General features: G+C 49.0%; 22 protein-coding genes. 19 read left to right on the top strand and 3 right to left on the bottom strand.

What is annotated here, in order from left to right; genetic code table 11:
• The first annotated feature begins 8 nt into the window (after positions 1–8).
• From L6466_RS05380 to L6466_RS05360, 5 genes are all read left to right on the top strand, one after another.
• Positions 9–2,489, top strand: coding sequence for a glycosyl hydrolase 115 family protein (locus L6466_RS05380; protein ID WP_237803531.1), 2,481 nt, complete (start codon positions 9–11; stop codon positions 2,487–2,489).
• Positions 2,490–2,633: 144 nt separating this feature from the next.
• The gene (locus L6466_RS05375; RefSeq protein WP_237803532.1) at positions 2,634–3,464 is read left to right on the top strand and encodes a MotA/TolQ/ExbB proton channel family protein; all 831 of its coding nucleotides are present in this window, start codon (positions 2,634–2,636) and stop codon (positions 3,462–3,464) included.
• Positions 3,465–3,631: 167 nt separating this feature from the next.
• Positions 3,632–4,201 carry an ExbD/TolR family protein gene (locus L6466_RS05370; RefSeq protein ID WP_237803533.1) on the top strand — a complete coding sequence of 190 codons (570 nt, stop codon included), beginning with the start codon at positions 3,632–3,634 and terminating at the stop codon, positions 4,199–4,201.
• Complete coding sequence (locus tag L6466_RS05365; protein WP_091817430.1) at positions 4,198–4,662, top strand: ExbD/TolR family protein; 465 nt, start codon at positions 4,198–4,200, stop codon at positions 4,660–4,662. Before L6466_RS05370 ends, L6466_RS05365 begins: the two co-directional genes overlap by 4 nt.
• 17 nt (positions 4,663–4,679) lie before the next feature.
• Positions 4,680–5,159, top strand: a complete 480-nt coding sequence (locus L6466_RS05360) for an Lrp/AsnC family transcriptional regulator (RefSeq protein ID WP_091817427.1) — start codon at positions 4,680–4,682, stop codon at positions 5,157–5,159.
• Between the two features lie 27 nt (positions 5,160–5,186).
• Here the strand turns inward: L6466_RS05360 and L6466_RS05355 are convergent, their stop codons facing one another.
• Both L6466_RS05355 and L6466_RS05350 read right to left on the bottom strand, forming a co-directional pair.
• Positions 5,187–5,669: a dihydrofolate reductase gene (locus L6466_RS05355; RefSeq protein ID WP_091817424.1), complete on the bottom strand. Its 483-nt coding sequence runs from the start codon at positions 5,667–5,669 to the stop codon at positions 5,187–5,189.
• Positions 5,666–6,460, bottom strand: coding sequence for a thymidylate synthase (locus L6466_RS05350; RefSeq protein ID WP_091817421.1), 795 nt, complete (start codon positions 6,458–6,460; stop codon positions 5,666–5,668). Before L6466_RS05350 ends, L6466_RS05355 begins: the two co-directional genes overlap by 4 nt.
• 181 nt (positions 6,461–6,641) lie before the next feature.
• On the opposite strand from L6466_RS05350, the gene L6466_RS05345 reads away from it, so the two are divergent.
• On the top strand, positions 6,642–7,352 hold the full coding sequence (locus tag L6466_RS05345; protein WP_091817418.1) for an SDR family NAD(P)-dependent oxidoreductase: 711 nt from the start codon (positions 6,642–6,644) through the stop codon (positions 7,350–7,352).
• 20 nt (positions 7,353–7,372) lie between these two features.
• Here the strand turns inward: L6466_RS05345 and L6466_RS05340 are convergent, their stop codons facing one another.
• Positions 7,373–8,080 carry a hypothetical protein gene (locus L6466_RS05340; RefSeq protein ID WP_237803534.1) on the bottom strand — a complete coding sequence of 236 codons (708 nt, stop codon included), beginning with the start codon at positions 8,078–8,080 and terminating at the stop codon, positions 7,373–7,375.
• Positions 8,081–8,187: 107 nt separating this feature from the next.
• Between L6466_RS05340 and L6466_RS05335 the strand changes: the two genes are divergently transcribed.
• The 13 genes from L6466_RS05335 to ilvB all read left to right on the top strand — a co-directional run bounded on the left by L6466_RS05335 (position 8,188) and on the right by ilvB (position 26,714).
• Positions 8,188–11,079 (top strand): family 43 glycosylhydrolase, encoded by a 2,892-nt coding sequence (locus L6466_RS05335; RefSeq protein WP_237803535.1) that lies wholly within the window; start codon positions 8,188–8,190, stop codon positions 11,077–11,079.
• Between the two features lie 4 nt (positions 11,080–11,083).
• On the top strand, positions 11,084–11,662 hold the full coding sequence (locus L6466_RS05330) for a nucleotide exchange factor GrpE (RefSeq protein ID WP_091817408.1): 579 nt from the start codon (positions 11,084–11,086) through the stop codon (positions 11,660–11,662).
• 13 nt (positions 11,663–11,675) lie between these two features.
• Positions 11,676–12,836 carry a molecular chaperone DnaJ gene (gene dnaJ / locus L6466_RS05325; RefSeq protein ID WP_091817405.1) on the top strand — a complete coding sequence of 387 codons (1,161 nt, stop codon included), beginning with the start codon at positions 11,676–11,678 and terminating at the stop codon, positions 12,834–12,836.
• A 12-nt stretch (positions 12,837–12,848) separates the two neighbouring features.
• On the top strand, positions 12,849–14,168 hold the full coding sequence (locus L6466_RS05320) for a bifunctional folylpolyglutamate synthase/dihydrofolate synthase (RefSeq protein WP_091817402.1): 1,320 nt from the start codon (positions 12,849–12,851) through the stop codon (positions 14,166–14,168).
• A 101-nt stretch (positions 14,169–14,269) separates the two neighbouring features.
• Positions 14,270–15,361 carry an aldose epimerase family protein gene (locus tag L6466_RS05315; RefSeq protein WP_237803536.1) on the top strand — a complete coding sequence of 364 codons (1,092 nt, stop codon included), beginning with the start codon at positions 14,270–14,272 and terminating at the stop codon, positions 15,359–15,361.
• A 20-nt stretch (positions 15,362–15,381) separates the two neighbouring features.
• On the top strand, positions 15,382–16,545 hold the full coding sequence (gene galK / locus L6466_RS05310; protein WP_091817397.1) for a galactokinase: 1,164 nt from the start codon (positions 15,382–15,384) through the stop codon (positions 16,543–16,545).
• Between the two features lie 46 nt (positions 16,546–16,591).
• Positions 16,592–17,023, top strand: coding sequence for a hypothetical protein (locus tag L6466_RS05305; RefSeq protein ID WP_091817395.1), 432 nt, complete (start codon positions 16,592–16,594; stop codon positions 17,021–17,023).
• 2 nt (positions 17,024–17,025) lie between these two features.
• Positions 17,026–18,243 carry a GH25 family lysozyme gene (locus L6466_RS05300; protein ID WP_091817392.1) on the top strand — a complete coding sequence of 406 codons (1,218 nt, stop codon included), beginning with the start codon at positions 17,026–17,028 and terminating at the stop codon, positions 18,241–18,243.
• A 149-nt stretch (positions 18,244–18,392) separates the two neighbouring features.
• A complete protein-coding gene (locus L6466_RS05295) occupies positions 18,393–19,949 on the top strand; it encodes a sensor histidine kinase (protein ID WP_237803537.1) in 1,557 nt (518 codons plus the stop codon).
• 36 nt (positions 19,950–19,985) lie between these two features.
• Positions 19,986–20,684, top strand: coding sequence for a response regulator transcription factor RprY (gene rprY, locus L6466_RS05290; RefSeq protein ID WP_091817388.1), 699 nt, complete (start codon positions 19,986–19,988; stop codon positions 20,682–20,684).
• 15 nt (positions 20,685–20,699) lie between these two features.
• Positions 20,700–23,039, top strand: coding sequence for a transglycosylase domain-containing protein (locus L6466_RS05285; protein WP_237803538.1), 2,340 nt, complete (start codon positions 20,700–20,702; stop codon positions 23,037–23,039).
• Positions 23,040–23,153: 114 nt separating this feature from the next.
• Positions 23,154–24,947 carry a dihydroxy-acid dehydratase gene (gene ilvD, locus L6466_RS05280; protein ID WP_091817383.1) on the top strand — a complete coding sequence of 598 codons (1,794 nt, stop codon included), beginning with the start codon at positions 23,154–23,156 and terminating at the stop codon, positions 24,945–24,947.
• A gap of 57 nt (positions 24,948–25,004) precedes the next feature.
• Positions 25,005–26,714, top strand: a complete 1,710-nt coding sequence (gene ilvB, locus L6466_RS05275) for a biosynthetic-type acetolactate synthase large subunit (protein ID WP_237803539.1) — start codon at positions 25,005–25,007, stop codon at positions 26,712–26,714.
• The last annotated feature ends 1 nt before the right edge of the window (position 26,715 follow it).

Here is a 26,715-nt window from a genome sequence, read left to right as displayed (position 1 = left end):
CAAAGGAGATGATGATTAAGAAATTATTAGTACTGTGCGTGGCAATGGCCACTTTTACGGTAACACAGGCCACTGAGCGATTCGTGAAGTTCACCCCCGTAGAGGGTGCCCTACCTCTCAGTAACGCCTCTATCAGCTATAGCGCTGACGAATACGAAGGCGTAAAGATTGCCATCAACAACCTGAAGATAGATATCGAAAAGGTGCTGGGTAAGACTCCCAACCTTTTAGAGGGGGCAGGAAAGGGCAACATTCTGATTGGTACACTTGGAAAGAACAAGGATATCGACAAGTTGAAACTTGCCAATCTGAAAGGCAAACGCGAAAAATATATTATCACCACCGTGGGCAACCAACTGGTCATTGCCGGTAGTGATCGTCGCGGTACCATCTATGGTATCTATGAGTTGAGCCAGCAGTTAGGTGTATCACCTTGGTACTATTGGGCAGATGTACCCATCACCAAACGTGACGAGGCCTATATAATAAAAGGTACGTATACCGATGGTGAACCTGCAGTAGAGTTTCGAGGCATCTTCCTCAATGACGAGGCTCCCTGTCTGACCTCATGGGTGAAAAACACCTTCGGCACAGACTATGGCGACCACCATTTCTACGAGAAGGTCTTTGAACTCATCCTGCGCCTGAAGGGCAACATGATGTGGCCTGCTATGTGGGGATGGGCATTCTATGCCGACGATCCTGAGAATGGCAAACTGGCCGACCGTATGGGTGTGATGATGGGCACCTCTCACCATGAGCCTATGGCACGCAACCATCAGGAATATGCACGTAATCGTGGAAAATGGGGAGCATGGAACTATCAGACCAATCAAGAGAAACTTGATCAGTTCTTCCGTGAGGGTATTGAGCGCATGAAAGGTACTGAGGATATCGTGACCATCGGTATGCGTGGCGACGGTGATGAAGCCATGAGCGACAAGGCAGATACAAAACTGATGGAGCGTATCATCAATAACCAGCGTCAGATTATCAAGGATGTGACAGGTAAACCTGCAGAGAAGACCACACAAGTATGGGCATTATATAAAGAGGTGCAAGACTATTATGATGCAGGGCTGCGCGTACCCGATGACGTTATGATTCTCATCAGTGATGACAACTGGGGCGATATCCGTCGTGTACCAGTAAACGACAAAGAGCGCAGCCGCAAAGGCGGATGGGGTATCTACTACCACGTAGACTATGTAGGAGCACCTCGTAATTCGAAATGGATTAACGTGACCCAGACCCAACAGATGTTTGAACAACTCTCACTGGCCTACGACCACGGTATACAACGTATGTGGATTCTGAATGTGGGCGACTTAAAGCCTATGGAATATCCCATCCAGTTGTTTATGGATATGGCTTGGAATCCCAAAGAGTACAACTTACAAAACGTGACCGACCATACAACAAAGTTCTTCCGTAGAACACTCGGATGCGAGGTTGCCAAGGAAGCTGCAGATATCTACAACCAGAACTGTCAGTATATGGCACGCGTCACCCCCGAGATGTTGGATGCTCGTACCTATAATGTGGAGACTGGCGAATGGAAAAAGGTGGCCGACGAGTATCTGCGTCTGGAGACACGTGCCCTCCGCCTCTTTGCAGAAATACCACAGGAGAAGCATGATGCCTATCGCCAGTTGATACTCTTCCCCGTTCAAGCAATGGCCAACCTCTATGACATGTACTATGCTCAAGCCATGAACCTATACCTGGCAGAACGTAATAGTCCAGATGCCAACAAATGGGCGAAGCATGTTGCCGACTGCTTCAAGCGCGACTCATTGCTCTGTGCCTATTATAATAAGGAGATGAGTCAAGGTAAATGGGATGGTATGATGACCCAGAAACATATTGGTTATCGCTTCTGGAACGACAATTTCCGTCGTGACATGTTGCCCACTACCAAGAAGGTTGAAGACAAGGGACTGGGTGGCTATGTCTTCACTCCTAGCAATGGCTATATATCTATGGAGGCCGAGCACTTTTTTGCCAGCAAAGCCGATGGCGATACTCAGTGGAGCGTCTATCCCTATTACGGTCGCACACGTAGTGCCGTAGCTTTAACACCCTATACAAGCCCCGTAGGTGACGCCTCGCTGACCTATCGTTTCACCTTACCCAAGGATGCACCGAAGACAGTAAAGGTACGCGTTATAGTAAAGTCAACCCTCGATTTCCTCAACATCGGTGGTCATGAGTGCACTATCAGCATAGACAACACAAAGCCAGAGACCATCAATTTCAACAAGACCCTTGTAGATCGCCAGCCCTATATGTATTCCGAGTTCTATCCCACCATTGCCCGCCGTGTTGTGGAGAAAGTGATAGAACTGCCTGTGGGTGATAGCGATGTTCATGAGCTGAAACTACAGCCCAAGCATCCTGGCATCGTCTTTGAAAAAATTGTTGTCGACTTCGGAGGTTATCGTCCATCCTATCTGTTCATGACAGAGTCAGACTACAAGAAAGAATAGCAGAAACGTAAAAAAAGAATAATTTGCTACCGTCTAATATGAATACATATTTAAAAAATATTAGGCAGTAGCATTTTTTTTCCCATTCACTTTTAGTTTTTACCTTTTTTTAGTACCTTTGCGGCCAAATTGTAACAAGAAAGAATGAAAAAACTTACAATTGCCCTTTTTGCAGCCGGATTGCTGCTCATGGGGCAAACTGTTTATGCACAGGATTCAACCAAACAGACGACAGAGGCCGTTGTGGTTGACAGTAGTGATGCCGACATGTCCATAGAAGAGATGATTGGCAACGAGGATATGGCAGAACTGGCCGAGATGGCAGCAGAAGACATTGGGATGCATCAGGAATTGAAGAATAAATTCATTGAGGGTGATCCACGTTATATGTCGCTTGTTGCTATTGTCCTGATTATCGGTTTGGCTCTTTGCATTGAGCGAATCATCTATCTGACACGTTCCGAGGTAAACACCAAGAAGTTGCTCTCTGATATCGAGAAGAAAGTAGAGAGCGGCGATGTGGAAGGTGCTAAGACCATCTGTCGCAACACCCGTGGTCCAGTGGCCAGCGTCTGCTATCAGGGACTAATGCATATCAACGAATCTGCTGAGGACATCGAGCGTAGCATCATCAGTTATGGCACAGTGCTCACCTCACGTCTGGAGCGTGGTTGTTCATGGATCAAGCTCTGTATTGCTATTGCTCCCTCACTGGGATTCCTAGGTACAGTGATTGGTATGGTGATGGCTTTTGACCAGATTCAGGCCGAGGGCGACATTAGTCCTACCATCGTGGCAGAAGGTATGAAAGTAGCCCTGATTACCACTATCTTTGGTATCATCGTGGCACTTATTCTGCAGGTGTTCTACAACTTTGTCAACTCTCGCATTGACCGTCTGACTACTCAGATGGAAGAGGGAGCCATCAACCTGATGGATATCTTTGCAAAAGTAAAAGCGAAGAGTGAAAAGTGAATAATTTGCTAGCGCATTAAGAAAAAAAAATGGTTGACGTTCTACTCTATACGATTTATATTTTGATGGGCCTCCTAGCAGGTCTTGTTATATGGTCTATTGTTCATCAATATACCACCCACAACGACTAATAGTTTAGATTCATGTTTACGAGGAAAAAAAAGGAGATGCCAGGTTTGAACACCACATCGACAGCGGATATATCATTCATGCTGTTGATCTTCTTCCTCGTGACCTCATCCATGGACACTGACTGGGGACTGCCTCGCCAACTGCCTCCGCCAGATGATCTGACGAAAGAAGAGGAACTGGTAGTTAAACAACGTAATGCCCTCTGCCTCAAACTCAACGCCAACAATCAGCTCACCTGCAACGATGAGCCTATGGCAATCGATGATTTGTCTAAGCGTGTAGAAGATTTCGTAGCTAATACTGCCGATGACCCCACCCTGCCCGAACTGAGTGTACGCGAAGTGCACCTTTTGGGACGCTGTAAGGTCAGCGATCGTCATGTGATTATCGTTGAGGTCAGCCCAAAGGCTACCTACGACTCCTATTTCCAGATGCAGAATGCTGTGGTAGCAGGCTACAACCACCTACGCAACGAATTGGCCCTCAAACAATTCCAGCACCCCTACGCTCAGTGTAATGCAGAGCAGCGAGATGCCATTGCCCTGGTCTATCCCCAGCGCATCAGCGAGCAGGCTCTTGAAGAGAAAGGAGGTGAGTCATCATGAAACGTGGAGTTTTTCGCAGAAAGAAACATGAGATGCCAGGTCTGAATACAGCAGCCCTACCCGACCTGATATTCACCGTGCTCTTCTTCTTCATGATTGTCACCCACATGAGGGATGTCGACTTACAGGTGCGTTACGATGTGCCCAAGGGAACAGAAGTACGAAAGCTGACTCACAAGTCATCAGTCAGCACCATCTACGTAGGTCGTGTACCAGGTCAACCGGCCGATAGTTTCTATATCCAACTAAACAACAAACTGGCCACCATGTCGGACATCAAAGCCTTCGTGGAAACCGAGAAAGCCCAGATGAATTCAGAAGACCAACCCAGAATGACAGTCTCCATCAAGGCCGACCGCGACGTACCATTCGGCATGATAGCTCAAATTAAAGAAGCCTTGCAACAATCGTTTGCACTAAAAATCAATTATTCAGCAGTAGAGAAAACAAACAAGAATTAAGATTTAAAATTAAGAATATGGCAAAAGAAAAACTTGACAGACTGGACAAGCAGATTCTGAAGCTTGTCGCCGCCGACGCACGTATTCCTTTTCTAGAAGTAGCACGTGTATGTGACGTGAGTGGAGCAGCCATTCACCAGCGCATCCAGAAATTGACCAATATCGGTATCCTGAAAGGCTCACAGTTCCTTATCGACCCTGAGAAGGTGGGTTATGAGACCTGTGCCTTCATTGGTTTGAACCTGAAAAATCCTGAGGATTTTGACCAAGTATTAGAGGAACTAAAGAAAATTCCCGAGGTAACGGAATGCCATTACACCACGGGAAATTTCGATATGTTTATTAAGATTTATGCTCAGAACAATCACCATCTGCTCACCATCATCCATGACAAACTGCAGCCTTTAGGACTTAGCAGTTCGCAGACGCTGATTTCATTTCACTCAGCCTTCGAGAGACAGTTGCCCGTAATGGACATGGTAGACCTTGATGACTAATGTAAGATGGGCTGATGTGAGATAGTCTTAACGTCTTACATAGTCAACAAACGCATAAGGATAGGCGTGACGATCATCCGCGGGGTGATCTTCGCGCCATTTTTCTTGCCAGTCTTCCTCATATTCAGGGAAAAACGTATCGGCTTGCGCAGGTGTATCGTCAATCTCCGTCAGACAGAGACGGTCGGCCTTGTCCAACAGGTTTGTATAAAGGCTGGCGCCCCCAATGATATAGATATCCTCATCAGGCTTGCAACTCTTGAAAAAGTCGTCCCAACTATCAAAGCAGTCACAACCTGGAAGTTCTTTAGAACTCTTTGTCAGCACGCAGTTCCTGCGATTAGGAAGAGCCCCTTTTGGCAGACTCTCAAACGTCTTACGTCCCATCACAATGGTGTGTCCCGTTGTCAAAGCCTTAAAACGCTTTAGGTCATTGGGCAACCAGTAAATCAGTTTATTCTCAAAGCCAATAGCGCGATTCTTCGCTACGGCGGCAATCATTGATATCATACGCTTACCTCTGCTTTAATATGTGGCCAGGGATCATAATTCTCTAATTGGAAGTCCTCATACTTGAAGTCGAAAATACTCTTCACGTCGGGATTAATCTTCATTGTGGGCAGAGGTCGAGGCTCACGCGTGAGCTGCAAGCGGGCCTGTTCCAAATGGTTCAGATACAGATGAGTATCGCCTGTAGTATGAATGAACTCACCAGGTTTCAGTCCACACACCTGTGCCATCATCATACACAACAGGGCATACGATGCGATGTTAAACGGTACACCCAGGAAGGTATCTGCACTACGCTGATATAGCTGCAATGACAACTTGCCGTCGGCCACGTAGAACTGGAAAATCGTGTGACAAGGAGGCAACGCCATCTTGTTCACCTCAGCCACGTTCCACGCCGATACAATCATACGTCGCGAATTAGGATTATTCTTAATCTGATCCACCACATACTTTATTTGGTCTATCGTACCTCCGTCGTAGTCTGGCCAAGAGCGCCATTGGTGCCCATAGACGGGTCCAAGTTCGCCGTTCTCATCAGCCCATTCATTCCATATCCTTACACCGTTATCCTGCAAGTATTTCACATTTGTGTCGCCATTAAGAAACCACAGCAATTCGTAGATAATCGACTTGAGGTGCAACTTCTTTGTAGTGAGAAGAGGAAATCCCTTACTTAGGTCATAACGACTCTGCGTACCAAAGATGCTCAGTGTGCCCGTACCCGTACGGTCACCTTTCTGCGTCCCCTCTTTTAGGATGCGATCCAGTATGTCAAGGTATTGTTTCATTTAAGTTTTGATGTTTTTATGGCACAAAGGTAGTGCAAACCAATTGAAACGCAAAACAAAAAAGCATTTATTTCATTTTACTTACCCAAATTGTAGTTCTTTTTTGCATGATAGGAACAATGTTTGGTGGTACAGAGATAAATGAGTTCCTTTGCAAAAACTTTATTAAAACAGAAAAAAAATGGCAAACGAAAAGATTGTTTTGGTGACAGGTGCCAACAAAGGCATCGGCTTTGGCATTGCAAAGCATCTGGGCCTAAGCGGATGGAACGTGATAATCAGTGCACGCGACGAGCAGCGTGCTGAGAAAGCCATCTGCGAACTGAAAGCTGCTGGCGTCAACGTACTGGGCTATGTGAATATCGAACTGAAGGACCTGAATGGTATCAATCAGGCTACAAAAGAAATCAGCGAGAATTACCCCAACCTTTCACTCCTTGTCAACAATGCTGGCATTCCTGGCGACATGAGTGTAGATAGCGCTCACACGGAATTGAACGATATCCGCGAAACACTGGATGTGAACTTCATCGGCACATGGGCGCTAACAAAAGCCTTGCTCCCAGTATTAGCGAACAATAATGGTCGCATTGTGAATATCACCGTGCCTTCAGAAATCAGTCCCTACTGGCATCCTTTGGCTTATGTTGCCAGCAAGGCCGCCCTGAATGCCATGATGGGCGTGATGGCAATAGAATTCCAACAGAGCAATACGCCCGTAGAGATTTTCTCAGTACACCCAGGTCCCACTACCACCGACCTGAATGGCAACATGTCTCTGCCTGGTTTCCACGATATCGAGACTGTAGGTCAGAAAACAGCCGAACTGATTAATGACGGACAAAATCATCAGGGTGAGTTCATCGAACTCTATCCTATCGTAGAAGAGTAAAATCTTATTGAGCCCACCTCTTAACGTGGGCTCAATCTTTTCTCCTGCTCTATCAATGCCTTACGATAAACAGGGCCATTGATAAATTCCATACCTATTACATTTGCTCCTTCTATGTTTTCAGGAATCCAATAGAGACGGAAGTATAGATTTTTCTTTCTCCAATGATGAGTAGAAAAAGATAATATATCAGCTGTATCCGCCTCCGTATACATATATTTATTTGAATCTGAACCATATACGCTCTTGAAATAAGTTGCAAGCGAATCAAAATCCGCTTTAGTCAGGTCTGCCAAATCCTCCAAACCATGATAACGCCATGTTATGTAGACGTTAAATGCATACAACTTATCTTCATAAAACAGGCTCTTACCTGTAGTTGCACAGTAAGAAATGCTATCCAAGTCCAGTCGGAACTGGTCACACTCTAGTCTTGGCAAATGATAGGCATGGTCAACATTTTGTTTCACACTTCTTCCAAACCTGAAACCTGCAATAAGTTCTTTGACTGATTCCGGCTGTGTTTCTGTGAATGAGGCGAAAGCATTTAATTGTTTTAATGTATCTTCTTGTACGTGGAAGGTATTGTTCTCTGTACTATCTGCAGAGTCAACTAATGATGTCCGAATACTATCTACATCTTGCACAGAAACGTTATCTTTCTGTGTTTTACTTCCGCCACAAGCCACAAAGGCAAAGGTTGCTAAGATTACAAAAAATTCCTTCATGTTTTAAGTTAAAGTTTAAATCTGTATGCAAAGGTAAAAAAATATCATTATTAGGCAAAGGAAACAAAATAAAAAATATTACCTTTGCACACATAAACAAAATAATAATGAGGAAAACTATTTTGATGACTACGCTCATCCTGTCACTATGGGCAGGAAAGGCAGAGGCACGTGATTATAATATTGTGGCATATGGCGCAAAAACGGATACCACAATGCTCAGTACAAAAGCCGTGCAGCAGGCAATTGACGACTGTGCGAAGGCGGGAGGCGGCAGAGTGGTAGTACCCACCGGCCAATATAAAATTGGCTCTATCGTACTGAAATCAGGTGTAAACCTCTATCTGGAACAAGGGGCTACGCTCTTTGGTAGCACGGACCTGAAGGAGTATCTGCCTATGAAGTCTGATTACGTATCATTGCGCACGCAGACCTCAACCATCCAGTTGATTTATGCCGACAACGTGAAAAACGTAGTGATTGATGGCTTTGGCACCATCGACGGACAAGGTCGCGCCTTCAAGAAACTCACCTGGAACGACGAGGGCATCACTCGTCCCCACCTCATCCGTTTCATCCAAAGTCAGGATATCACCATCAAGGACATCACCCTTAAGAACTCCGGTTGCTGGATGCAACACTATCTGGCCTGCGACCGCGTAAGAATAGAAGGCATCAAGGTGTTCAATCGCAACAACTACAACAATGACGCGCTTGATATCGATGGCTGTCATGAAGTCATTGTCAGAGACATTATAGCCGATAGCGACGACGATGGTATCACACTGAAGAGCACTTCACCTCGTCTCTGCGAAAATATCCGAATCTGTGACTGCGTGATATCCAGCCATTGCAACGCCGTAAAACTGGGAACAGAGACCAATGGAGGCTTCCGCAATATCAATATTTCAGGTATCGTGGTTAAACCCAGCAGCGACCAGTCAAGTCAGTTCTTTGGTGCTCCTTCTAAAATTGGAACGTCGGCCCTCTCATTGGAGATTGTGGATGGTGGAATGCTCGAGAATGTCAGCGCATCAGACTTCACTGTTGAAGGCACCGAGTCGCCCATCTTTATCCGTTTAGGCAATCGCGGACGAGGTTATAAATTGAAAGAAGCAGGGAAAGCGCTCAGTGGCACGGGCAATGATGACACCATCACCGAACTGATTCCCATAAACCACGTAGGTCGTATTGACGGTATCCGTTTGGAAAACTTCCATATTCGGAATGCTGGTCCTGTGGGCTGTTCTATCACAGGTCTGCCAGGCTATCCAGTGCGCAACATATGGCTATCGAATATCACCATCCAACATCAGGGAGGCGTGAACGAAATCGACCTCAAGGCCATCAACGACTCCATAGCTAACGAAAAGGAAAAAGCCTACCCCGAGGCCACTATGTGGGGCAACCTGCCTGCTAAGGGTTTTTATCTGCGACACACCCGTAATGTACATTTCAATAACATCGACATTAGGACTGATGCCCCCGATGTACGTCCCGACTTTGTGCGCAGCGATACAGAGGGCTGGGGCGACCAAGGTAACGGCACCTACAAGAATCCCGTGCTCAATGCCGACTTCTCCGATCCTGACGTCATTCGTGTTGGCAAGAAATACTATATGGTAGCATCCGATTTTCATTTCCTCGGCATGCAGGTATTGGAATCAGACGATATGATTAATTGGCAGTATACCAGTCAGATATACAGTCGCTTCAACGAGCCTGGATGGGACGAGAACAAGCATTACGCCGGTGGTTCGTGGGCACCTGCCATCCGCTATCACGATGGTCTCTTCTACGTCTATTTCTGTACCCCAGAAGAGGGACTTTATATGACTACCGCAAAAGACCCGCACGGCCCTTGGGCACCCCTTCACCTGGTCAGACGCGTGGTCAAATGGGAAGATCCCTGCCCATTCTGGGATGAGGACGGACAAGCCTATTTAGGTCGCAGCAAACATGGTGCAGGTCCTATCATCGTACATCGGATGTCGGCCGATGGCAAACAACTGCTCGACGAGGGTACCACCGTCTATGAAGGTCCTATCGCCGAAGGCACTAAGTTCATGAAGCGTAATGGCTATTACTACCTCATCATCCCCGAGGGCGGTGTAGGAACTGGTTGGCAGACAGTACTGAGAGCCAAGAATATCTATGGACCCTACGAGCGAAAAATCGTGCTCGAACAGGGTTCTACCTCCATCAACGGCCCTCATCAGGGTGCCTTGGTCGATACCCCCGATGACACCTGGTGGTTTTACCATTTCCAGGAAACGCCCGTCTTAGGGCGCGTGGTTCACCTGCAACCCGTTCGCTGGCAGGACGATTGGCCCCTCATGGGAGTCGATTATGATGGCAATGGTATTGGTGAACCCGTTTCTGAATGGCAGAAGCCGATAACTTCATCCTTGCAATTTCTCCCACAAACAGACGATGAATTTTCATCATCCACACTAGGTCTGCAATGGCAGTGGAACCACAATCCCGTTGACACCCACTGGAGCTTGAAGGAGAAAAAAGGCTGGCTTACGCTAAAAGCCCAGCCCGCTGATAGTCTGAAACTCTGTAGGAATATGCTCACGCAGAAGGTCATTGGATATCAGAGCGAGAGCACCACCCTATTCACCGCGTCGGGCAACTGCTATGCCGGTCTCTTCTGCAGTGGCAAGACATTTCATGGCATCGGCCTCTGTAAAGACGGCATTTTCATTGAGTCTCAAGGCAAGCGTGAAGTCATTCAGAAGGGTAAGTTCCAGAAGCTCTGGGTGCGCATTAACAACGACTGTCAGGCTAATCGTCACCAGTTCTCCTACAGCACCGATGGCACCCGTTTCATCCAAGCGGGCGACGCATTCCCCATGCGTGCCGGCTATTGGAAAGGCATCCGCGTAGGCCTCTTCTGCTATGGAAACAGTGGAAAAGCAGCCTTCGACAGTTTTGCCCAGCAGAACACCAGTTTTGCTTGGCATGCTTTTTGCATGGATAAAGAAAAACATTAGAATTATGGAAGAAAAAGATATAAAGAAAGAAGAGCAGGAGGTAAATACTGACGATATGGCAGTAGAAACCCCTACTGACGAAGTGACAGAAGAACAGACTGACGCAAAAGTTGAGGAAGCTGAGGAAGAGACAGATCCTCTGAAAGCTGCAGAAGCTCAGATTGCCGACCTGAAGGACAAATTACTCCGTCAGATGGCAGAATTTGACAACTATCGCAAGCGTACGCTGAAAGAGCGTTCAGAACTGATTCTGAATGGTGGAGAGAAGACCATCACAGCCCTACTCCCCGTTATCGACGATATGGAGCGCGCCATTGCCAATGGCGAGAAGACAGACGACCCACAGGTTCTGCGTGAAGGTATGCAACTGATTTACCAGAAGTTGATGAAGGCGCTGGAGGCTCAGGGCGTGAGCAAGATTGAAACAGAGGATGCCGACTTCGACACCAGCCTGCACGAGGCAGTAGCCCTGGTTCCTGGCATGGGCGACGACAAGAAAGGAAAAGTCATCGACTGCATGGCTCCTGGCTATAAACTGAACGACAAAGTGATTCGCTACGCTAAAGTAGCCGTAGGACAATAAGATCTGACAATTAATGGCACAAAAAAGAGACTACTACGAGGTACTTGGTGTAGAGAAGACGGCCTCGGAAGAAGAGATTAAGAAGGCATACAGAAAAATTGCCATCAAGTATCACCCCGACCGTAACCCTGGCGACAAACAGGCAGAGGAGAAGTTCAAGGAGGCCGCAGAAGCCTACAACATCCTGCACGACCCACAGAAGCGTCAGCAGTACGACCAGTTTGGTTTCAACGGACCTATGGGTGGCGGATCAGGAGGCTTTGGAGGCTTCGGCGGTGCGTCTATGAATATGGACGACATCTTCTCTATGTTTGGTGATATCTTTGGCGGACACGGATTCGGAGGCTTCGGCGGACGCGGTGGACGCCCTCAGCAGCACAGAGGCAGCGACCTGCGACTAAAGGTACGCCTCACGCTGGAAGAGATCAATCAGGGTGTTACCAAGAAATTCAAGGTTAGAAAAGATACCACCTGCTCACACTGTCACGGCACAGGTGCTGCCGACGGTAGTGGCAGAGAGACCTGTCCTACCTGTCATGGTTCAGGCGTTATCACCCACACCACACAGAGCATCTTTGGTATGATGCAGACACAAGGTGTATGTCCTACCTGTCAGGGTGAGGGGCAGATTATCAAGAACAAGTGTCCGCATTGTAGTGGCACTGGTGTGACCAAGGGTGAGGAAGTAGTAGAAATCAATATCCCCGCTGGTGTAGCCGAAGGCATGGTAGTCAACGTACCAGGAAAGGGTAATGCCGGCCATCGCGGAGGCGTTGCCGGTGACATCCAGGTATATATTGAAGAGGAAGACCACAAGCTTTTTGTCAGAGACGGTAACGATTTGATATACAACCTCTTGCTCGACTTCCCAACAGCAGCACTTGGAGGTGAGGTAGATATCCCCACCATCGAGGGCAATAATCTGAAGATTAAAATTGAGAACGGCACACAGCCTGGTAAGACCATGCGCCTGAGAAGCAAGGGACTGCCTGCTGTTCAGGGATACGGAAGCGGACGCGGCGACTTGGTGGTCAATATCAGTGTGTACGTACCAAAGACACTCTCGCGCGAAGAGAAGAAAGCCATCGAGAGCTTTGTTGGCAGTGACAACTTCAAAGGCGACAACCAAACGAAAGAGAGCATCTTCCAACGTTTCAAGAACTACTTCAATTAAATTTCAACTCTCATGACCTACCAAGAAGCAACAGAATATTTGTTCTGCAAGACATCGAATTTTGAACATCAAGGTGTTGGCGGCTACAAAGAGGGGCTGGAAAACACCCTGAAACTGAACGAGCACTTCGGTCATCCGCACGAGCACTTCCGTAGTATCCATATTGCAGGAACAAACGGCAAGGGCTCCGTGTCAAACATGTTGGCTGCCCAGTTGCAGACATGCGGCTACAAAGTAGGACTCTACACTTCGCCCCACATCATTGACTTCAAGGAGCGTATCCGCGTGAACGGTACACCTATCAGCGAGGACTATGTCACGAAGTTTGTGGAAACAGAGAAATCATTCTTCGAATCATTCAACCCCACCTTCTTTGAGATAGCCACAGCAATGGCTTTCAAGTATTTCAAGGAGATGGACGTAGATATCGCCGTTGTAGAGGTAGGCCTGGGCGGACGCTTGGACTGCACGAACATCATCACCCCTATCCTATCCGTAATCACCAACATCTCACTGGACCACACCCAATTACTCGGTAACAGTCTGGAACAGATTGCGATAGAGAAAGGCGGTATCATCAAACGCGGCATTCCCGTGGTCATAGGCGAGTCGACAGCTGAGACAAAAGCCGTGTTCGACACACTGGCAGCAGAGGCCCACTCACCGATTACCTACGCTGAAGAACAGGATGAAGTAATCTCGTGGGAAGAAGAGCCCAACGGTTCAGGCATCAAATATCATACAAAGCACTACGGCGACTTCCTTTGCGAACTGTCAGGATCGTTCCAGCCAAAGAACATGAAAACGGTTCTGGAAACCATGCATCAGTTGGAGAAACTGGGATACATGTCGGCCTACCCGGAAAGCGGGCACAACGAGAATACCATCTCTGAGATAGAAAATGCCTTCAAGAATGTGACAAACATCACGGGACTGATGGCACGCTGGCAGATTATCCGACAGAATCCCACCGTGGTATGTGACACAGGTCATAATCCCGGCGCTTGGGAATACCTGGGCAAGCAACTTGAGAACACGAAATGCCGCGAACTGCGCATCGTTTTCGGACTGGTGGAGGACAAGGACATCTATACCGTGATGTCACTGCTCCCCAAAAACGCCACCTATTATTATACTAAAGGAAGTACGAAGCGTGCTTTCCCTGAGACCTCTCTGAAGATATTCGGCGACCAATTCGGTCTGAAAGGCGAATGTTACCCCACAGTAGAGGAAGCATACCAGGCAGCCATGCAAGGTGCTACCAATGAGGACTTTATCTTTGTAGGCGGCAGTACGTATGTGGTATCAGACTTTATGAAATCGCGCATTTAGTTGTTTTTAACACCAAATTTTTACCGATTTGTTTGCACAAGTCGGTATTTTTTTGTTACTTTGCAAAAGGAATAATTAATTCGTAACTAAAAACAAACATTATGGCGAACACAACAGAAAATGCGAATCTGTGTGGTCTGAAGCGCGAAGACTTCCAGACCACAATTAATGGTAAGAAAACCGACCTTTACATTTTACGCAACCGCAAGGGTTACGAAGTAGCTATCTCAAACTATGGCGGTGCTATCTGTGCCATCATGGTTCCCGACAAAGACGGCAACGTTGGCAACGTCATTCAGGGACACGCCAATATCCAGCAGCTTATGAGTGGAAACGAACCATACCTTTCAACACTGATTGGTCGTTGGGGTAACCGTATCTGCAAAGGTACGTTCATCCTGAACGGCAAAGAGTATCAGGTAGCACTCAACGATGGTCCTAACCACCTGCACGGCGGTCTGAAGGGATTCAACGCAAAGGTATGGGATGCCCGTCAGATGGGTCCACGTTCACTGGCTTTGCACCGTGTTTCTTCATACGGTGAAGAGGGCTACACAGGCGAGCTCGACGTCACAGTAGAATTCACCTTCACAGATAACAATGAACTCGTATTGGAGTATCTGGCTACCACCAACAAGAAGACCGTTGTCAACCTGACACACCACGCTTTCTTCTCATTGGCAGGTACAGCCGATCCTACTCCTACAGTAGACGATCTGGTTTGCGAGATTAACGCAGACTTCTATCTGCCCACCGACGCAACAGCCATTCCTACAGGTGAGATCCTGAAGGTAGAAGGCACACCATTCGATTTCCGTCAGCCCAAGGCTATCGGCAAGGAGATTGATGCAGACAATGAGCAAATTAAGTTTGGTAAGGGCTATGACCACAACTACGTACTGAACAAGCAGGAAGAGGGTGAGTTGAGTTTCGCCGTACGTCTGATAGAACCCAAGAGCGGACGTACGCTGGAGTGCTACACCACAGAGCCTGGTATGCAGCTCTACACAGGTAACTACCTGAATGGTTACAAGGGAGCTAACGGTGCGACCTTCCCCCGCCGTTCAGCAGTATGTCTGGAGGCACAGCACTTCCCCGACTCTCCCAACCGTCCCTACTTCCCCAGCGTTATCCTGAATCCAGGTGAGCGTTACAAGCAGAAGACAATTTACAAGTTTGGCGTTGTCAAATAAAACAGAACTAAAATACATCTATGGATATTGAATTTGTAAGAAGTCGCTTCATCAAGCACTTTGACGGAAAGACAGGAAATGTCTATGCATCTCCTGGCCGTATCAACCTGATTGGTGAACATACTGACTATAACGGCGGATTTGTCTTCCCTGGCGCGGTAGACAAAGGAGTAATCGCTGAAATGCGCGCCAACGACACAGAAGACACCGTGATGGCCTATGCTATCGACCTGAAGGACCGTGTGGACTTCAAGTTGAGCGACCCTGCAGGTCCCAAGGCTTCCTGGGCCCGCTACATCTACGGCATCGCATTGGAAATGAAGAAGTTGGGTGTTCCCGTGAAGGGTTTCAACATTGCCTTTGCTGGTGATGTACCCCTCGGTGCCGGTATGTCTTCAAGTGCTGCCATGGAAAGCTGCTTTGCCTGTGGCCTCAACGACATCTTCGGCGACAACAAGGTCTCTCAATGGGACATGGTGCTGGCTGGTCAGGCAACAGAGCACAACTACTGCGGCGTGAACTGCGGTATCATGGACCAGTTTGCCTCTGTATTCGGCAAGGCAGGCTGTCTGATGCGCCTTGACTGTCGCAGTCGTGAGTTCGAGTATTTCCCATTCAAGCCCGATGGCTATCGTCTGGTATTGCTCGACTCTGTAGTGAAGCACCAGTTGGCTGGCTCACCCTACAACGATCGTCGCAACTCATGCGAGAACGTGGTGAAGCACATCCAGGCTAAGCACCCCGAGGGCAAGTTTGAGACCCTGCGCGACTGCACATGGGAGCAGCTCGAAGAGGTGAAGGCCGAGGTTGGTGAAGAGGACTACAAGCGCGCTAAGTTCGTGCTTGGCGAGAAGGACCGCGTACTGGCAGTCTGCGATGCCCTGAACGAAGGCGACTACGAGAAGGTGGGCGAGTTGATGTACAAGACACATGAAGGTCTGTCAAAAGACTACGAGGTTTCTTGTGAGGAACTCGACTTCCTGAACGATATCGCCAAGGAATGCGGCGTTACCGGTTCCCGTATCATGGGCGGCGGCTTCGGTGGCTGCACCATCAACCTGGTACGCAATGACCTGTATAAGCAGTTCGTCGAGACTGCCAAACAGAAGTTCAACACCAAGTATGGCCATGAGCCCAAGGTTTATGACGTAGTCATTGGCGATGGCTCTCGCAGACTTTGCTAAACAATAAAAGCCCCCTGAGCCATCAGGGGGCTTAAATTTTAATATTATGTTTCAGATAGACCGTTCATATATAGACCACATATCCTTAGAATCTATCCAGGGACACATCTGGGATATCCGTACAGACCACAAGGACGACCCCACCCTGCCCAGAATAGAAAACTACCACATCACGGAGAAAGCCTTCGAGGATTATCTGGAGAAGAAACAGAAATTCGAGGACTTCAAGGACTCCTGGCGTACCCGTCGCTACATCATCCTGGGATTGGCATTTATCATCCCTGTGGCATTGTTCAGTCTTTTAGTAAGAGGTTCAAACACAGCACTCTACGCCTATTCGTCAGGTTTCCTGCTCTGCACGCTCATCTATTTAATCTACACATTAATAGAAGCGACAAAAGCCAAGAAATTCCGCAACAACCCATACGAAACATTTATTAAAGCATTATTATCCTGGGAGGCGAATCAACGCGCCTGATTATGCACTACTTATTATCCATCATATTAGCTATCAGTTCGTTTAGTACAAAACACCAACAGATACAAAACGAGCTCACTTATTACCTACAACGCCACTCCGTCCAGGACGAAGGTTTTGATATGGTTGCCCGTTATGCTGAAAAGGGTGACTCCACCTTAGCTGCCTATATGCCAAAAGGCAAACTGACGATGACCAGTTTCCTGCATCTGAAAGACTATCCCCGCGAAGGGAAATGCCTGACAAAAGATATGTATGGTCGCATTATCATAGGTCAGTTTCATGCCGACACACTGATGTACGGCATCCGCATTGACGCCCACGGCACCTATGCAGGCCAGTTCGACAGACACATGATGGCCAGTGGACACGGTTCCTACCAGTCGGCCGACTATCAATACTACGAAGGTCACTGGGAGATGGACAGACGTCATGGCTTCGGTTTCTGCGTATCACCCGATTTCCTGAAAGCCGGCATCTGGAAGAAAGACCGCTATATGGGCGAAAGAATGGTATATACCACAGAGCGCATCTATGGTATCGACATCTCGCGCTACCAGCATGAACAAGGGCGTAAGCGCTTCAATATCAACTGGAAGCAGCTACGCATCAAGGGACTGGGACGCCGTATCAGCACCAATCGCGTCAATGGCGAGGTGGACTATCCCGTTTCGTTTGTCTATATCAAATCAACGGAAGGCATCTCAATCCTGAATCGCTATTACGCGAACGACTATAGGAGTTGTCATCTCAACAAGATTCCCGTTGGAGCCTATCATTTCTTCTCCACCCGCCAGGATCCCACAGCTCAGGCCAATCATTTCCTGAGACATACCAGTTTTAAGCGTGGCGACCTGCCCCCAATGCTCGACATAGAACCCAGTGATGCCATGATCAAGCAGATGGGCGGTCCTGAGATACTATTCAAGAATATCCGTACCTTCCTGAAGGTTGTAGAGAGACGACTGGGCGTCCGTCCACTGCTGTATATCAACCAGCGCTTTGTCAACACTTGGCTGGACTATGCCCCAGACCTGAAGAAAGACTATCATTTCTGGATTGCGCGCTATGGCGAGTACAAACCCGACATCCATCTGTCATTGTGGCAACTCAGCGCCGACGGCTATGTGAAAGGCATCCAGGGACATGTGGACCTGAACGTATTCAACGGCTATCAGGGACAGTGGGAAGAATTCGTTAGCGAGCATTGCATACGCTGAGCAAAACGACACTTTATAATTCAATATTTTTAATTACACAAATAATTTATTGTTAAATACTCAAAATATTAACAAAATCAATTAACCAAAAATACCGTTGTATTTAAAAACTTCCTATCTTTGCGACATCGAATCAAGAAAATAAGAAGATGAAGAAATCAACGATATGGGTCATAGCAATCATCATGGGTCTTTCCTTCCTGGGATTACTCTACATGCAGATCTCTTACATCGAAGAGATTGCCAAGATGAAGAAAGAACAATTTGATGAGAGCGTCAACAGAAGTCTTTATCAAGCCTCCAGGAATCTGGAGCTTAACGAGACGCTGCGCTACCTTGAGAAAGACGTCAACGACGTTGAGCGCAGAGCCTATTCACAGGATTCCGTCATTGTCAACGGACTTGATGGCAGCATCCAGCACGCCCATCAGTTCTCCGTATCAGCAGAGGACGGCACCTTCTATTCAGAGTTTGAGCTGAAGACCTTCGCCACCAAGCCAGCCAATGTGCCCAAGGCCATGATGATGCGTACAGACAAGGACCAGTTGTCGGAAGCTACGAAATCGCTTCAGGAGATTGTGCGCAATCGCTATGTCTATCAGAAAGCCCTGCTCGACGAGGTCGTATATAATATATTGTATACAGCCAGTGAGAAGCCCCTGAAGGAGCGCATCAATTTCAAGCTCCTGGACCAGGATATCCGCAACGAACTGCAGAACAACGGTATCGACATCCCCTACCACCTGACAGTATCTACTGCCGACGGACGTGAGATTTACCGTTGTCCCGAATATAACGAGAAAGGTGAACAGTGGAGCTATTCACAAACCCTGTTCCACAACGATGCCATCAACAAGCGAGGCGTTGTCAGGATTCACTTCCCAGACATGGACTCATACATCTATTCCAGTGTACGGTTCATGATTCCTGCCGTGATTTTCACCATCGTCCTGCTGCTCACATTCATCTTCACCATCGTGGTCATCTTCCGTCAGAAGCGTTACACAGAGATCAAGAACGACTTCATCAACAACATGACCCATGAGTTGAAGACCCCTATCAGCAGTATCTCACTGGCCGCTCAGATGCTTGGTGATGAGTCAGTTACGAAGAGTCCTACAATGATGAAGCACCTCAGCACCGTGATTGGCGACGAGTCGCGCCGTCTGCGTTTCCTCGTAGAAAAAGTGCTGCAGATGTCCATGTTCGACAGAAAGTCGACCTCCTTCAAGAAGAAAGAGCTCGACCTCAACGAACTCCTGGAGCAGACTGCTGCAACCTTTAATCTCCGCGTAGAACATACAGGCGGCAAGATCAACACCGAGATAGAAGCCGTTGACTCTGCCATCTTCGTGGACGAGGTGCACTTCCAGAATGCCATCACCAACCTGTTGGACAATGCCGTGAAATATCGTAAGGCAGACCAGCCCGTCAATATCCATATCCGCACATGGAACGAGGGCGATCACCTCTGCTTCTCCATCAGCGACGACGGCCAAGGCATCAAGAAAGAGAACGTAAAGAAAGTCTTCGACAAATTCTACCGCGTCCATACAGGTAATGTACACGATGTGAAAGGCTTTGGACTAGGTCTAGCCTACGTGAAGGAGATTATCAACCTGCACGACGGAGAGATCAAGTGCGAGAGTGAGTTGGGCAAAGGCACCAAGTTCACTGTCAAGCTCCCTATTTTGCAAGAGAATTAAACAATTAGAATATTAATCATTTAAACATTTAGAATTATGGAAGACAGACTAAAAATCTTGCTTTGCGAGGACGACGAGAACCTCGGCATGTTGTTGCGTGAATATCTGGCAGCCAAAGGCTATGAGGCCGAGCTCTGCCCTGATGGAGAAGCCGGTTTCAAGGCTTTCACAAAGACCAAGTTCGATATCTGTGTGCTCGACGTGATGATGCCCAAGAAAGACGGTTTCACACTGGCTCAGGAGATCCGCACCGCCAACGCCGAAATCCCCATCATCTTCCTCACCGCCAAGACCCTGAAGGAAGATATCCTGGAAGGTTTCAAACTGGGTGCCGACGACTATATCACCAAGCCCTTCTCTATGGAGGAGCTCGTATTCCGTATTGAGGCCATCCTGCGCCGCGTTCGTGGTAAGAAGAACAAGGAGTCTACCATTTACCGCATCGGCAACTTCGTGTTCGACACCCAGAAGCAGTTGCTCACCATCGGCGACCAGCAGACCAAGTTGACCACCAAGGAGAATGAGCTCCTGGCTCTGCTCTGCTCACACGCCAACGAGATCCTGCAGCGCGACTTCGCCCTGAAGACCATCTGGATTGACGACAACTACTTCAATGCCCGTTCTATGGATGTGTATATCACCAAGTTGCGCAAGCATCTGAAAGATGACCCACAGATTGAAATCATCAATATCCACGGTAAAGGTTATAAACTCATCACACCAGAAGAGGAATAAACAGCACCATTGCATATGAGAAAATGGTTTATCGGATTCCTATGGACACTGCTCGCCGTTGTTGTCATCGGCGCAGCAGTGTGTTTCTGGGCTATATCCGAAGGAAAGATAGGCTACATGCCTCCTATCGAGGACCTGCAGAACCCCATCAACCGTTATGCCACACAGGTATATTCCTCAGATGGAAAACTGCTTGGTACATGGAGCATTAGCCGTGAAAACCGTGTCATGGTAAACTACTCAGAGATAGCGCCGTCGCTCATCCAAGCCCTTGTGGCCACTGAGGACGCCCGTTTCTATGAGCATTCCGGCATCGACTTCTACGCCCTGGGGCGTGCCATCATCAAACGTGGCGTCATGGGTCAGAAAGCAGCCGGTGGTGGTTCTACCATTACACAGCAGTTGGCCAAACAGCTCTTCTCAGAGACAGCCCATTCTACGATGGAGCGTGCCCTGCAGAAGCCCATTGAGTGGGTTATCGCCGTGAAGCTGGAGAAAAACTACACGAAGGACGAGATTATCACCATGTATCTCAACTACTTCGACTTCCTCCATAATGCGGTGGGTATCAAGACTGCAGCCAACACCTATTTTTCAAAAGAGCCATCAGAACTGACGATTACTGAGAGTGCCACACTGGTAGGCCTCTGTAAGAACCCCTCGTATTTCAATCCTGTGCGATACCCCGAGCGTTCACTGGAGCGCCGTAACGTCGTCTTAGGCCAGATGCTGAAAGCCGACTATCTCACACAGGAAGAGTATGACAGTTGCTGCCAGGTGCCTTTGAACCTGAACTTCCATGTTGCTGACCATAATGACGGAGAAGCCACCTATTTCCGCGATTTCCTGGCCCATTACATGATGGCAAAGAAACCCGTAAGGTCCGACTATCCAGACGGTTACTACGTGAAGTACTACATGGACTCCCTCTATTGGGAACAGGATCCGCTGTATGGCTGGTGCAACAAGAACGTGAATCGCAATGGCGAGCACTACAACATCTACACAGATGGTCTGAAGGTGTATACCACCATCGACTCACGCATGCAGCAGTATGCCGAACAGGCTTGCTACGACCATATTGTGAAGTACCTGCAGCCAGAGTTCAACAAGGCCATGCGCAACAAGCCCAACGCGCCCTATTCTCGTAATCTGACGCAGGCCGAGATACAGAGAATCCTGCAGCGCAACGTCCGTCAGTCTGAGCGCTATCGCGTGATGAAGAACAGTGGCAGTAGTGACGAGGAAATCAGGCGTGCCTTCGCAACGCCCGTGCCCATGACCATCTTCACCTACCATGGCGAGGTGGACACCACGATGACACCGATGGACTCTATCCGCTATTACAAGTCGTTCCTGCGTACAGGCTTCTTCAGCATGGAGCCCCAGACAGGTGCCGTGAAGGCCTATGTGGGTGGACTCAATTTCCGTCATTTCGCCTACGACATGGCTACACAGGGACGCCGTCAGGTAGGTTCTACCATCAAGCCCTTCCTCTATTCACTGGCTATGGAGAACGGTATGACGCCCTGCGACGAGGTGCCCAATGTGCAGGAGACCTATATGGTCAACGGCAAGCCATGGACCCCACGTAACGGCAGTCGTGCACGCTATGGTGAGATGGTAAGCCTGAAATGGGGTCTTCAGCAGTCAAACAACTGGATATCAGCTTATTTGATGATGCACCGTCTGACACCGGAAGGTTTTGTAACCCTGCTCCACAACTACGGCATCCGCAATCCTGAGATTCACCCGGCACCATCACTGTGCCTTGGTCCCTGCGAGATTTCCGTTGCCGAGATGGCCAGTGCCTACACCGCCTTCATCAACCACGGTATCCGTTCGGCACCATTGTATGTCACCAAGATTGTGGACAACGAAGGCAACACGCTGGCCGAGTTCAAGCCACGCATAAACGAGGTTATCAGTGGCGATGCAGCCGACAAGATGTTGTACATGCTTCGTGCCGTTGTTGATGGCGGTACAGCCGGACGCCTGCGCTTCCGCTATAACATCACGGCACCGCTGGGCGGTAAGACAGGTACGACCACCAACAACAGCGACGGATGGTTTATGGGCGTAGCCCCAAGACTTGTCTCTGCCTGCTGGGTAGGAGGTGATGACCGCGATATCCACTTCGACTCCATGACCTATGGTCAGGGTGCCTCCATGGCGCTGCCTATCTTCGGTCTCTACATGAAAAGTATCTATGCCGACTCCACCCTGCCCTATTCACAGGATGACCAGTTCGACCTACCCCCTGGATTTGACCCGTGTAGCACTGAGGACGATATGCGCATCGTTGACGGCGCACCTGGTGAAGCTGACGAAATCATTGAACAGATTTTCGAATAATCTTTGATTTTAATTATAATTTGGTAGTTTTCCGCAAATTTACTAACGAAAGTGTTGGTGATTTGCGGAAAATGCTTTATTTTTGCAGTTCTTTAAGAAAATCAAGATACGATTATGAAACATCAACTGAGAAGTAGCATCTGCACAGAAGGCAGACGTATGGCAGGAGCGCGCGCCCTTTGGGTGGCAACAGGTATGAAACGTGAGCAATTCGGCAAACCTATCATTGCCATTGTCAACTCCTTCACCCAGTTCGTCCCTGGTCATACCCATCTGCACGAGATTGGTCAGATTGTCAAACAGGAAATCGAGGCCATGGGATGCTATGCAGCAGAATTCAATACAATAGCCATTGATGATGGTATCGCCATGGGACATGATGGCATGCTCTATTCACTGCCCTCACGCGATATCATTGCCGACTCTGTGGAGTATATGGTCAACGCCCATAAGGCAGATGCCATGATTTGCATCTCCAACTGCGACAAGGTGACACCAGGCATGCTGATGGCCTCTATGCGCCTGAACATCCCCACCGTGTTCTGTTCTGGCGGACCTATGGAGGCAGGCAAATGGCGTGGCGAAAATGCCGACCTGATCACAGCGATGATCAAGGGTGCCGACCCCTCTGTATCCGACGAGGAGATGGCTCAGATTGAAGGCTGTGCCTGTCCTGGATGCGGCTCATGCTCAGGTATGTTTACTGCCAACAGCATGAACTCACTCACAGAGGCTATCGGCCTCTCTCTGCCAGGCAATGGTACTATCCTGGCTACCCACGCCAATCGTATCGAACTCTTCAAGGCTGCTGCCCGTCAGGTGGTAAAGAATGCCCTGGCTTACTATGAGGATGGCGACGAGAGCGTACTGCCTCGCAATATCGCTACGCGCGATGCTTTCCTCAATGCCATGACCCTCGACATCGCCATGGGTGGCTCTACCAATACGGTGCTCCATCTGCTGGCTGTGGCTCAGGAGGCTGGTGCCGACTTCACCATCAAGGATATCGATGAACTGAGTCGTAAGACGCCCTGCCTCTGCAAACTGGCTCCCAACACGCAGAAATACTCTGTTCAGGAGTGCAACCGTGCCGGTGGCATCCTGGGCATCATGAACGAGCTCAACAAGGGCGGACTTATCCGCACCAATGCGCCTCGCGTGGATGGCATGACGCTGGGCGAGGCCATGAAGGCTTATGATATTACTAGTGAGACTAGTAAGACTAGCATCTACTTCTCTGCCCCAGGCAACCGATTCTCTACCAAGATGGGCTCACAGAGCGAGGTATATCCATCACTCGACACAGACCGTGCCAATGGCTGTATCCGTGATATCGCACATGCCTACACCAAGGATGGCGGACTGGCTGTGCTTTTCGGAAATATCGCACAGGACGGTTGTGTGGTAAAAACAGCCGGTGTTGACGAGAGTCTGTGGCATTTCGAAGGTCCTGCCGTGGTCTTCGACTCTCAGGAAGATGCCTGCGAGGGCATCCTTGGCGGTAAGGTGAAGAAAGGCGACTGCGTCGTCATCACCCACGAAGGTCCCAAGGGTGGTCCTGGCATGCAGGAGATGCTCTACCCCACCTCATACATCAAGTCTATGCATATGGGTAAGGAGTGTGCCCTGATTACCGACGGACGCTTCTCTGGTGGCACCAGCGGCCTCTCTATCGGCCATATCTCACCCGAGGCAGCCTCTGGCGGCAACATCGGCAAGATTAAGGATGGCGACATCATCGAGATTGACATCCCCAGCCGTTCTATCAACGTAAGACTCTCAGACGAGGAACTTGCAGCCCGTCCTCAGCAGCCCCTGAAGCGCAATCGCGTGGTCAGCAAGGCGCTGCGTGCCTATGCACAGAGCGTATCGTCAGCAGACAAGGGCGGCGTTAGAATCATTGATTAAGACTCTCCCCCGCCCCCTCCCTGGAGGGAGGGGAGAAATTACATATTTATCAGAGAAATGTTGAAAGATAGAATTACAGGCGCAAAAGCGCTGATGCGCGCACTACAGGCCGAGGGCGTGAAGACCATCTTCGGCTATCCTGGTGGCAGTATCATGCCCACCTACGACGCGCTCTACGACTATACACGAGGCGAGAAAAAATGTTTCGACCATATCCTGGTGCGCCACGAACAGGGAGCCACCCACGCAGCAGAGGGCTATGCCCGCGTCAGTGGCGAGGTTGGTGTGGTACTGGTGACCAGTGGTCCTGGTGTGACCAACACGCTGACAGGTATCGCTGATGCCATGATGGACTCTACGCCTATCGTAGTCATTGCCGGTCAGGTGCCTACAGGTGCGCTGGGTACTGATTTCTTCCAGGAGGTCGACCTCGTAGGCGTGGCACAGCCTATCTCCAAGTGGAGCTATCAGATACGTCATGCATCCGATGTGGCATGGGCTGTGAGCCGTGCCTTCTATATCGCGCGCACAGGACGTCCTGGTCCTGTGGTGCTCGACTTCACCAAGAACGCACAGACTGAGGAGATTGACTGGGAGCCCAAGAAATGCGACTTTATCCGTTCTTACGTGCCCTATCCTAAGCTCGACAACGAGGCTGTTCGCCAGGCTGCCGAACTCATCAACAACGCGAAGCGTCCTTTGGCACTCGTGGGTCAGGGCGTAGAACTGGGTAACGCGCAGGAGGAACTGAAGGCATTCCTCGAGAAGGCCGACATCCCTGCCGGACGCACCATGCTGGGACTCTCTGCCCTGCCCTCTAATCATCCGCTCAACGTAGGTATGCTGGGTATGCATGGCAATTATGCCGTGAACCTGAAGGAACAACAGTGCGACGTACTCATCGCTATCGGCATGCGCTTCAGCGATCGTGTGACAGGAAACCTGAAGACCTACGCCAAACAGGCCAAGGTGATTCATCTGGATATTGACCGTTCTGAGATTGACAAGAACGTGAAGGCCCATGTGGCTGTGGTGGCCGACTGTAAGGAGTCGCTCCCTGCCCTCACGGTGCTGGTCAACAAGAACAGTCATCAGGAGTGGCGCGACTCTTTCCATGAGCTCGACAAGAAAGAGCGTACCAAAGTCATCGAGCCGGCCATCCATCCCAAGGAGGGTCCACTGCTCATGGGCGAGGTGGTCAATGCTGTTGCCGAGCAGGCAAAAGAAGACGCCATACTCGTAACGGATGTTGGTCAAAACCAGTTATTTGCAACCCGTTACTTCAAGTATCACAATAAGCGCAGCATCTGCACCAGTGGTGGTCTTGGCACCATGGGTTATGGTATGCCTGCAGCCATCGGTGCCACCTTCGGTGCCCCTGATCGTCAGGTATGCTGCTTCATGGGCGATGGTGGTTTCCAGATGTGTATCGAGGAACTGGGCACCATCATGGAACAGAAGGCGCCAGTGAAGATGATTCTCATGAACAACCACTACCTGGGCAACGTACGCCAGTGGCAGGACATGTTCTGGATGCGCCGCAAGTCGTTCACCAAGATGATGAATCCCTGCTACGAGCTCATCGCTCAGGGCTACGGCATCCCCTATCAGGCCGTGACAGACCGTAAGGACCTGGCGTCAGCCATCGAGAAGATGTTTGCCACCGATGGTCCATTTATCCTGGAGTGTGCTATCAAGGAAGACGATGACGTGCTGCCTATGACGCCTCCAGGTATGGATGTTGATAAGATGAAATTGGAGATTTAAA

This window comes from Prevotella communis, from assembly GCF_022024175.1.
GTDB classification, from domain to species: domain Bacteria; phylum Bacteroidota; class Bacteroidia; order Bacteroidales; family Bacteroidaceae; genus Prevotella; species Prevotella communis.
Note: the sequence above shows the minus strand (reverse complement) of the source record. Positions and strands in the feature narration are given on the sequence as shown.

Excerpts from the sequence above, each read along its gene's own strand:
- L6466_RS05355 (WP_091817424.1), bottom strand. The coding sequence starts at position 5,669 with ATGATATCAATGATTGCCGCCGTAGCGAAGAATCGCGCTATTGGCTTT.
- galK (WP_091817397.1), top strand. The coding sequence starts at position 15,382 with ATGGATATTGAATTTGTAAGAAGTCGCTTCATCAAGCACTTTGACGGA.
- L6466_RS05360 (WP_091817427.1), top strand. The coding sequence starts at position 4,680 with ATGGCAAAAGAAAAACTTGACAGACTGGACAAGCAGATTCTGAAGCTT.
- L6466_RS05330 (WP_091817408.1), top strand. The coding sequence starts at position 11,084 with ATGGAAGAAAAAGATATAAAGAAAGAAGAGCAGGAGGTAAATACTGAC.
- L6466_RS05320 (WP_091817402.1), top strand. The coding sequence starts at position 12,849 with ATGACCTACCAAGAAGCAACAGAATATTTGTTCTGCAAGACATCGAAT.
- L6466_RS05300 (WP_091817392.1), top strand. The coding sequence starts at position 17,026 with ATGCACTACTTATTATCCATCATATTAGCTATCAGTTCGTTTAGTACA.
- L6466_RS05305 (WP_091817395.1), top strand. The coding sequence starts at position 16,592 with ATGTTTCAGATAGACCGTTCATATATAGACCACATATCCTTAGAATCT.
- L6466_RS05335 (WP_237803535.1), top strand. The coding sequence starts at position 8,188 with ATGAGGAAAACTATTTTGATGACTACGCTCATCCTGTCACTATGGGCA.
- L6466_RS05315 (WP_237803536.1), top strand. The coding sequence starts at position 14,270 with ATGGCGAACACAACAGAAAATGCGAATCTGTGTGGTCTGAAGCGCGAA.
- L6466_RS05380 (WP_237803531.1), top strand. The coding sequence starts at position 9 with ATGATGATTAAGAAATTATTAGTACTGTGCGTGGCAATGGCCACTTTT.
- ilvB (WP_237803539.1), top strand. The coding sequence starts at position 25,005 with ATGTTGAAAGATAGAATTACAGGCGCAAAAGCGCTGATGCGCGCACTA.
- L6466_RS05375 (WP_237803532.1), top strand. The coding sequence starts at position 2,634 with ATGAAAAAACTTACAATTGCCCTTTTTGCAGCCGGATTGCTGCTCATG.
- L6466_RS05350 (WP_091817421.1), bottom strand. The coding sequence starts at position 6,460 with ATGAAACAATACCTTGACATACTGGATCGCATCCTAAAAGAGGGGACG.
- L6466_RS05295 (WP_237803537.1), top strand. The coding sequence starts at position 18,393 with ATGAAGAAATCAACGATATGGGTCATAGCAATCATCATGGGTCTTTCC.
- L6466_RS05365 (WP_091817430.1), top strand. The coding sequence starts at position 4,198 with ATGAAACGTGGAGTTTTTCGCAGAAAGAAACATGAGATGCCAGGTCTG.
- rprY (WP_091817388.1), top strand. The coding sequence starts at position 19,986 with ATGGAAGACAGACTAAAAATCTTGCTTTGCGAGGACGACGAGAACCTC.
- L6466_RS05285 (WP_237803538.1), top strand. The coding sequence starts at position 20,700 with ATGAGAAAATGGTTTATCGGATTCCTATGGACACTGCTCGCCGTTGTT.
- L6466_RS05370 (WP_237803533.1), top strand. The coding sequence starts at position 3,632 with ATGCCAGGTTTGAACACCACATCGACAGCGGATATATCATTCATGCTG.
- ilvD (WP_091817383.1), top strand. The coding sequence starts at position 23,154 with ATGAAACATCAACTGAGAAGTAGCATCTGCACAGAAGGCAGACGTATG.
- dnaJ (WP_091817405.1), top strand. The coding sequence starts at position 11,676 with ATGGCACAAAAAAGAGACTACTACGAGGTACTTGGTGTAGAGAAGACG.
- L6466_RS05340 (WP_237803534.1), bottom strand. The coding sequence starts at position 8,080 with ATGAAGGAATTTTTTGTAATCTTAGCAACCTTTGCCTTTGTGGCTTGT.
- L6466_RS05345 (WP_091817418.1), top strand. The coding sequence starts at position 6,642 with ATGGCAAACGAAAAGATTGTTTTGGTGACAGGTGCCAACAAAGGCATC.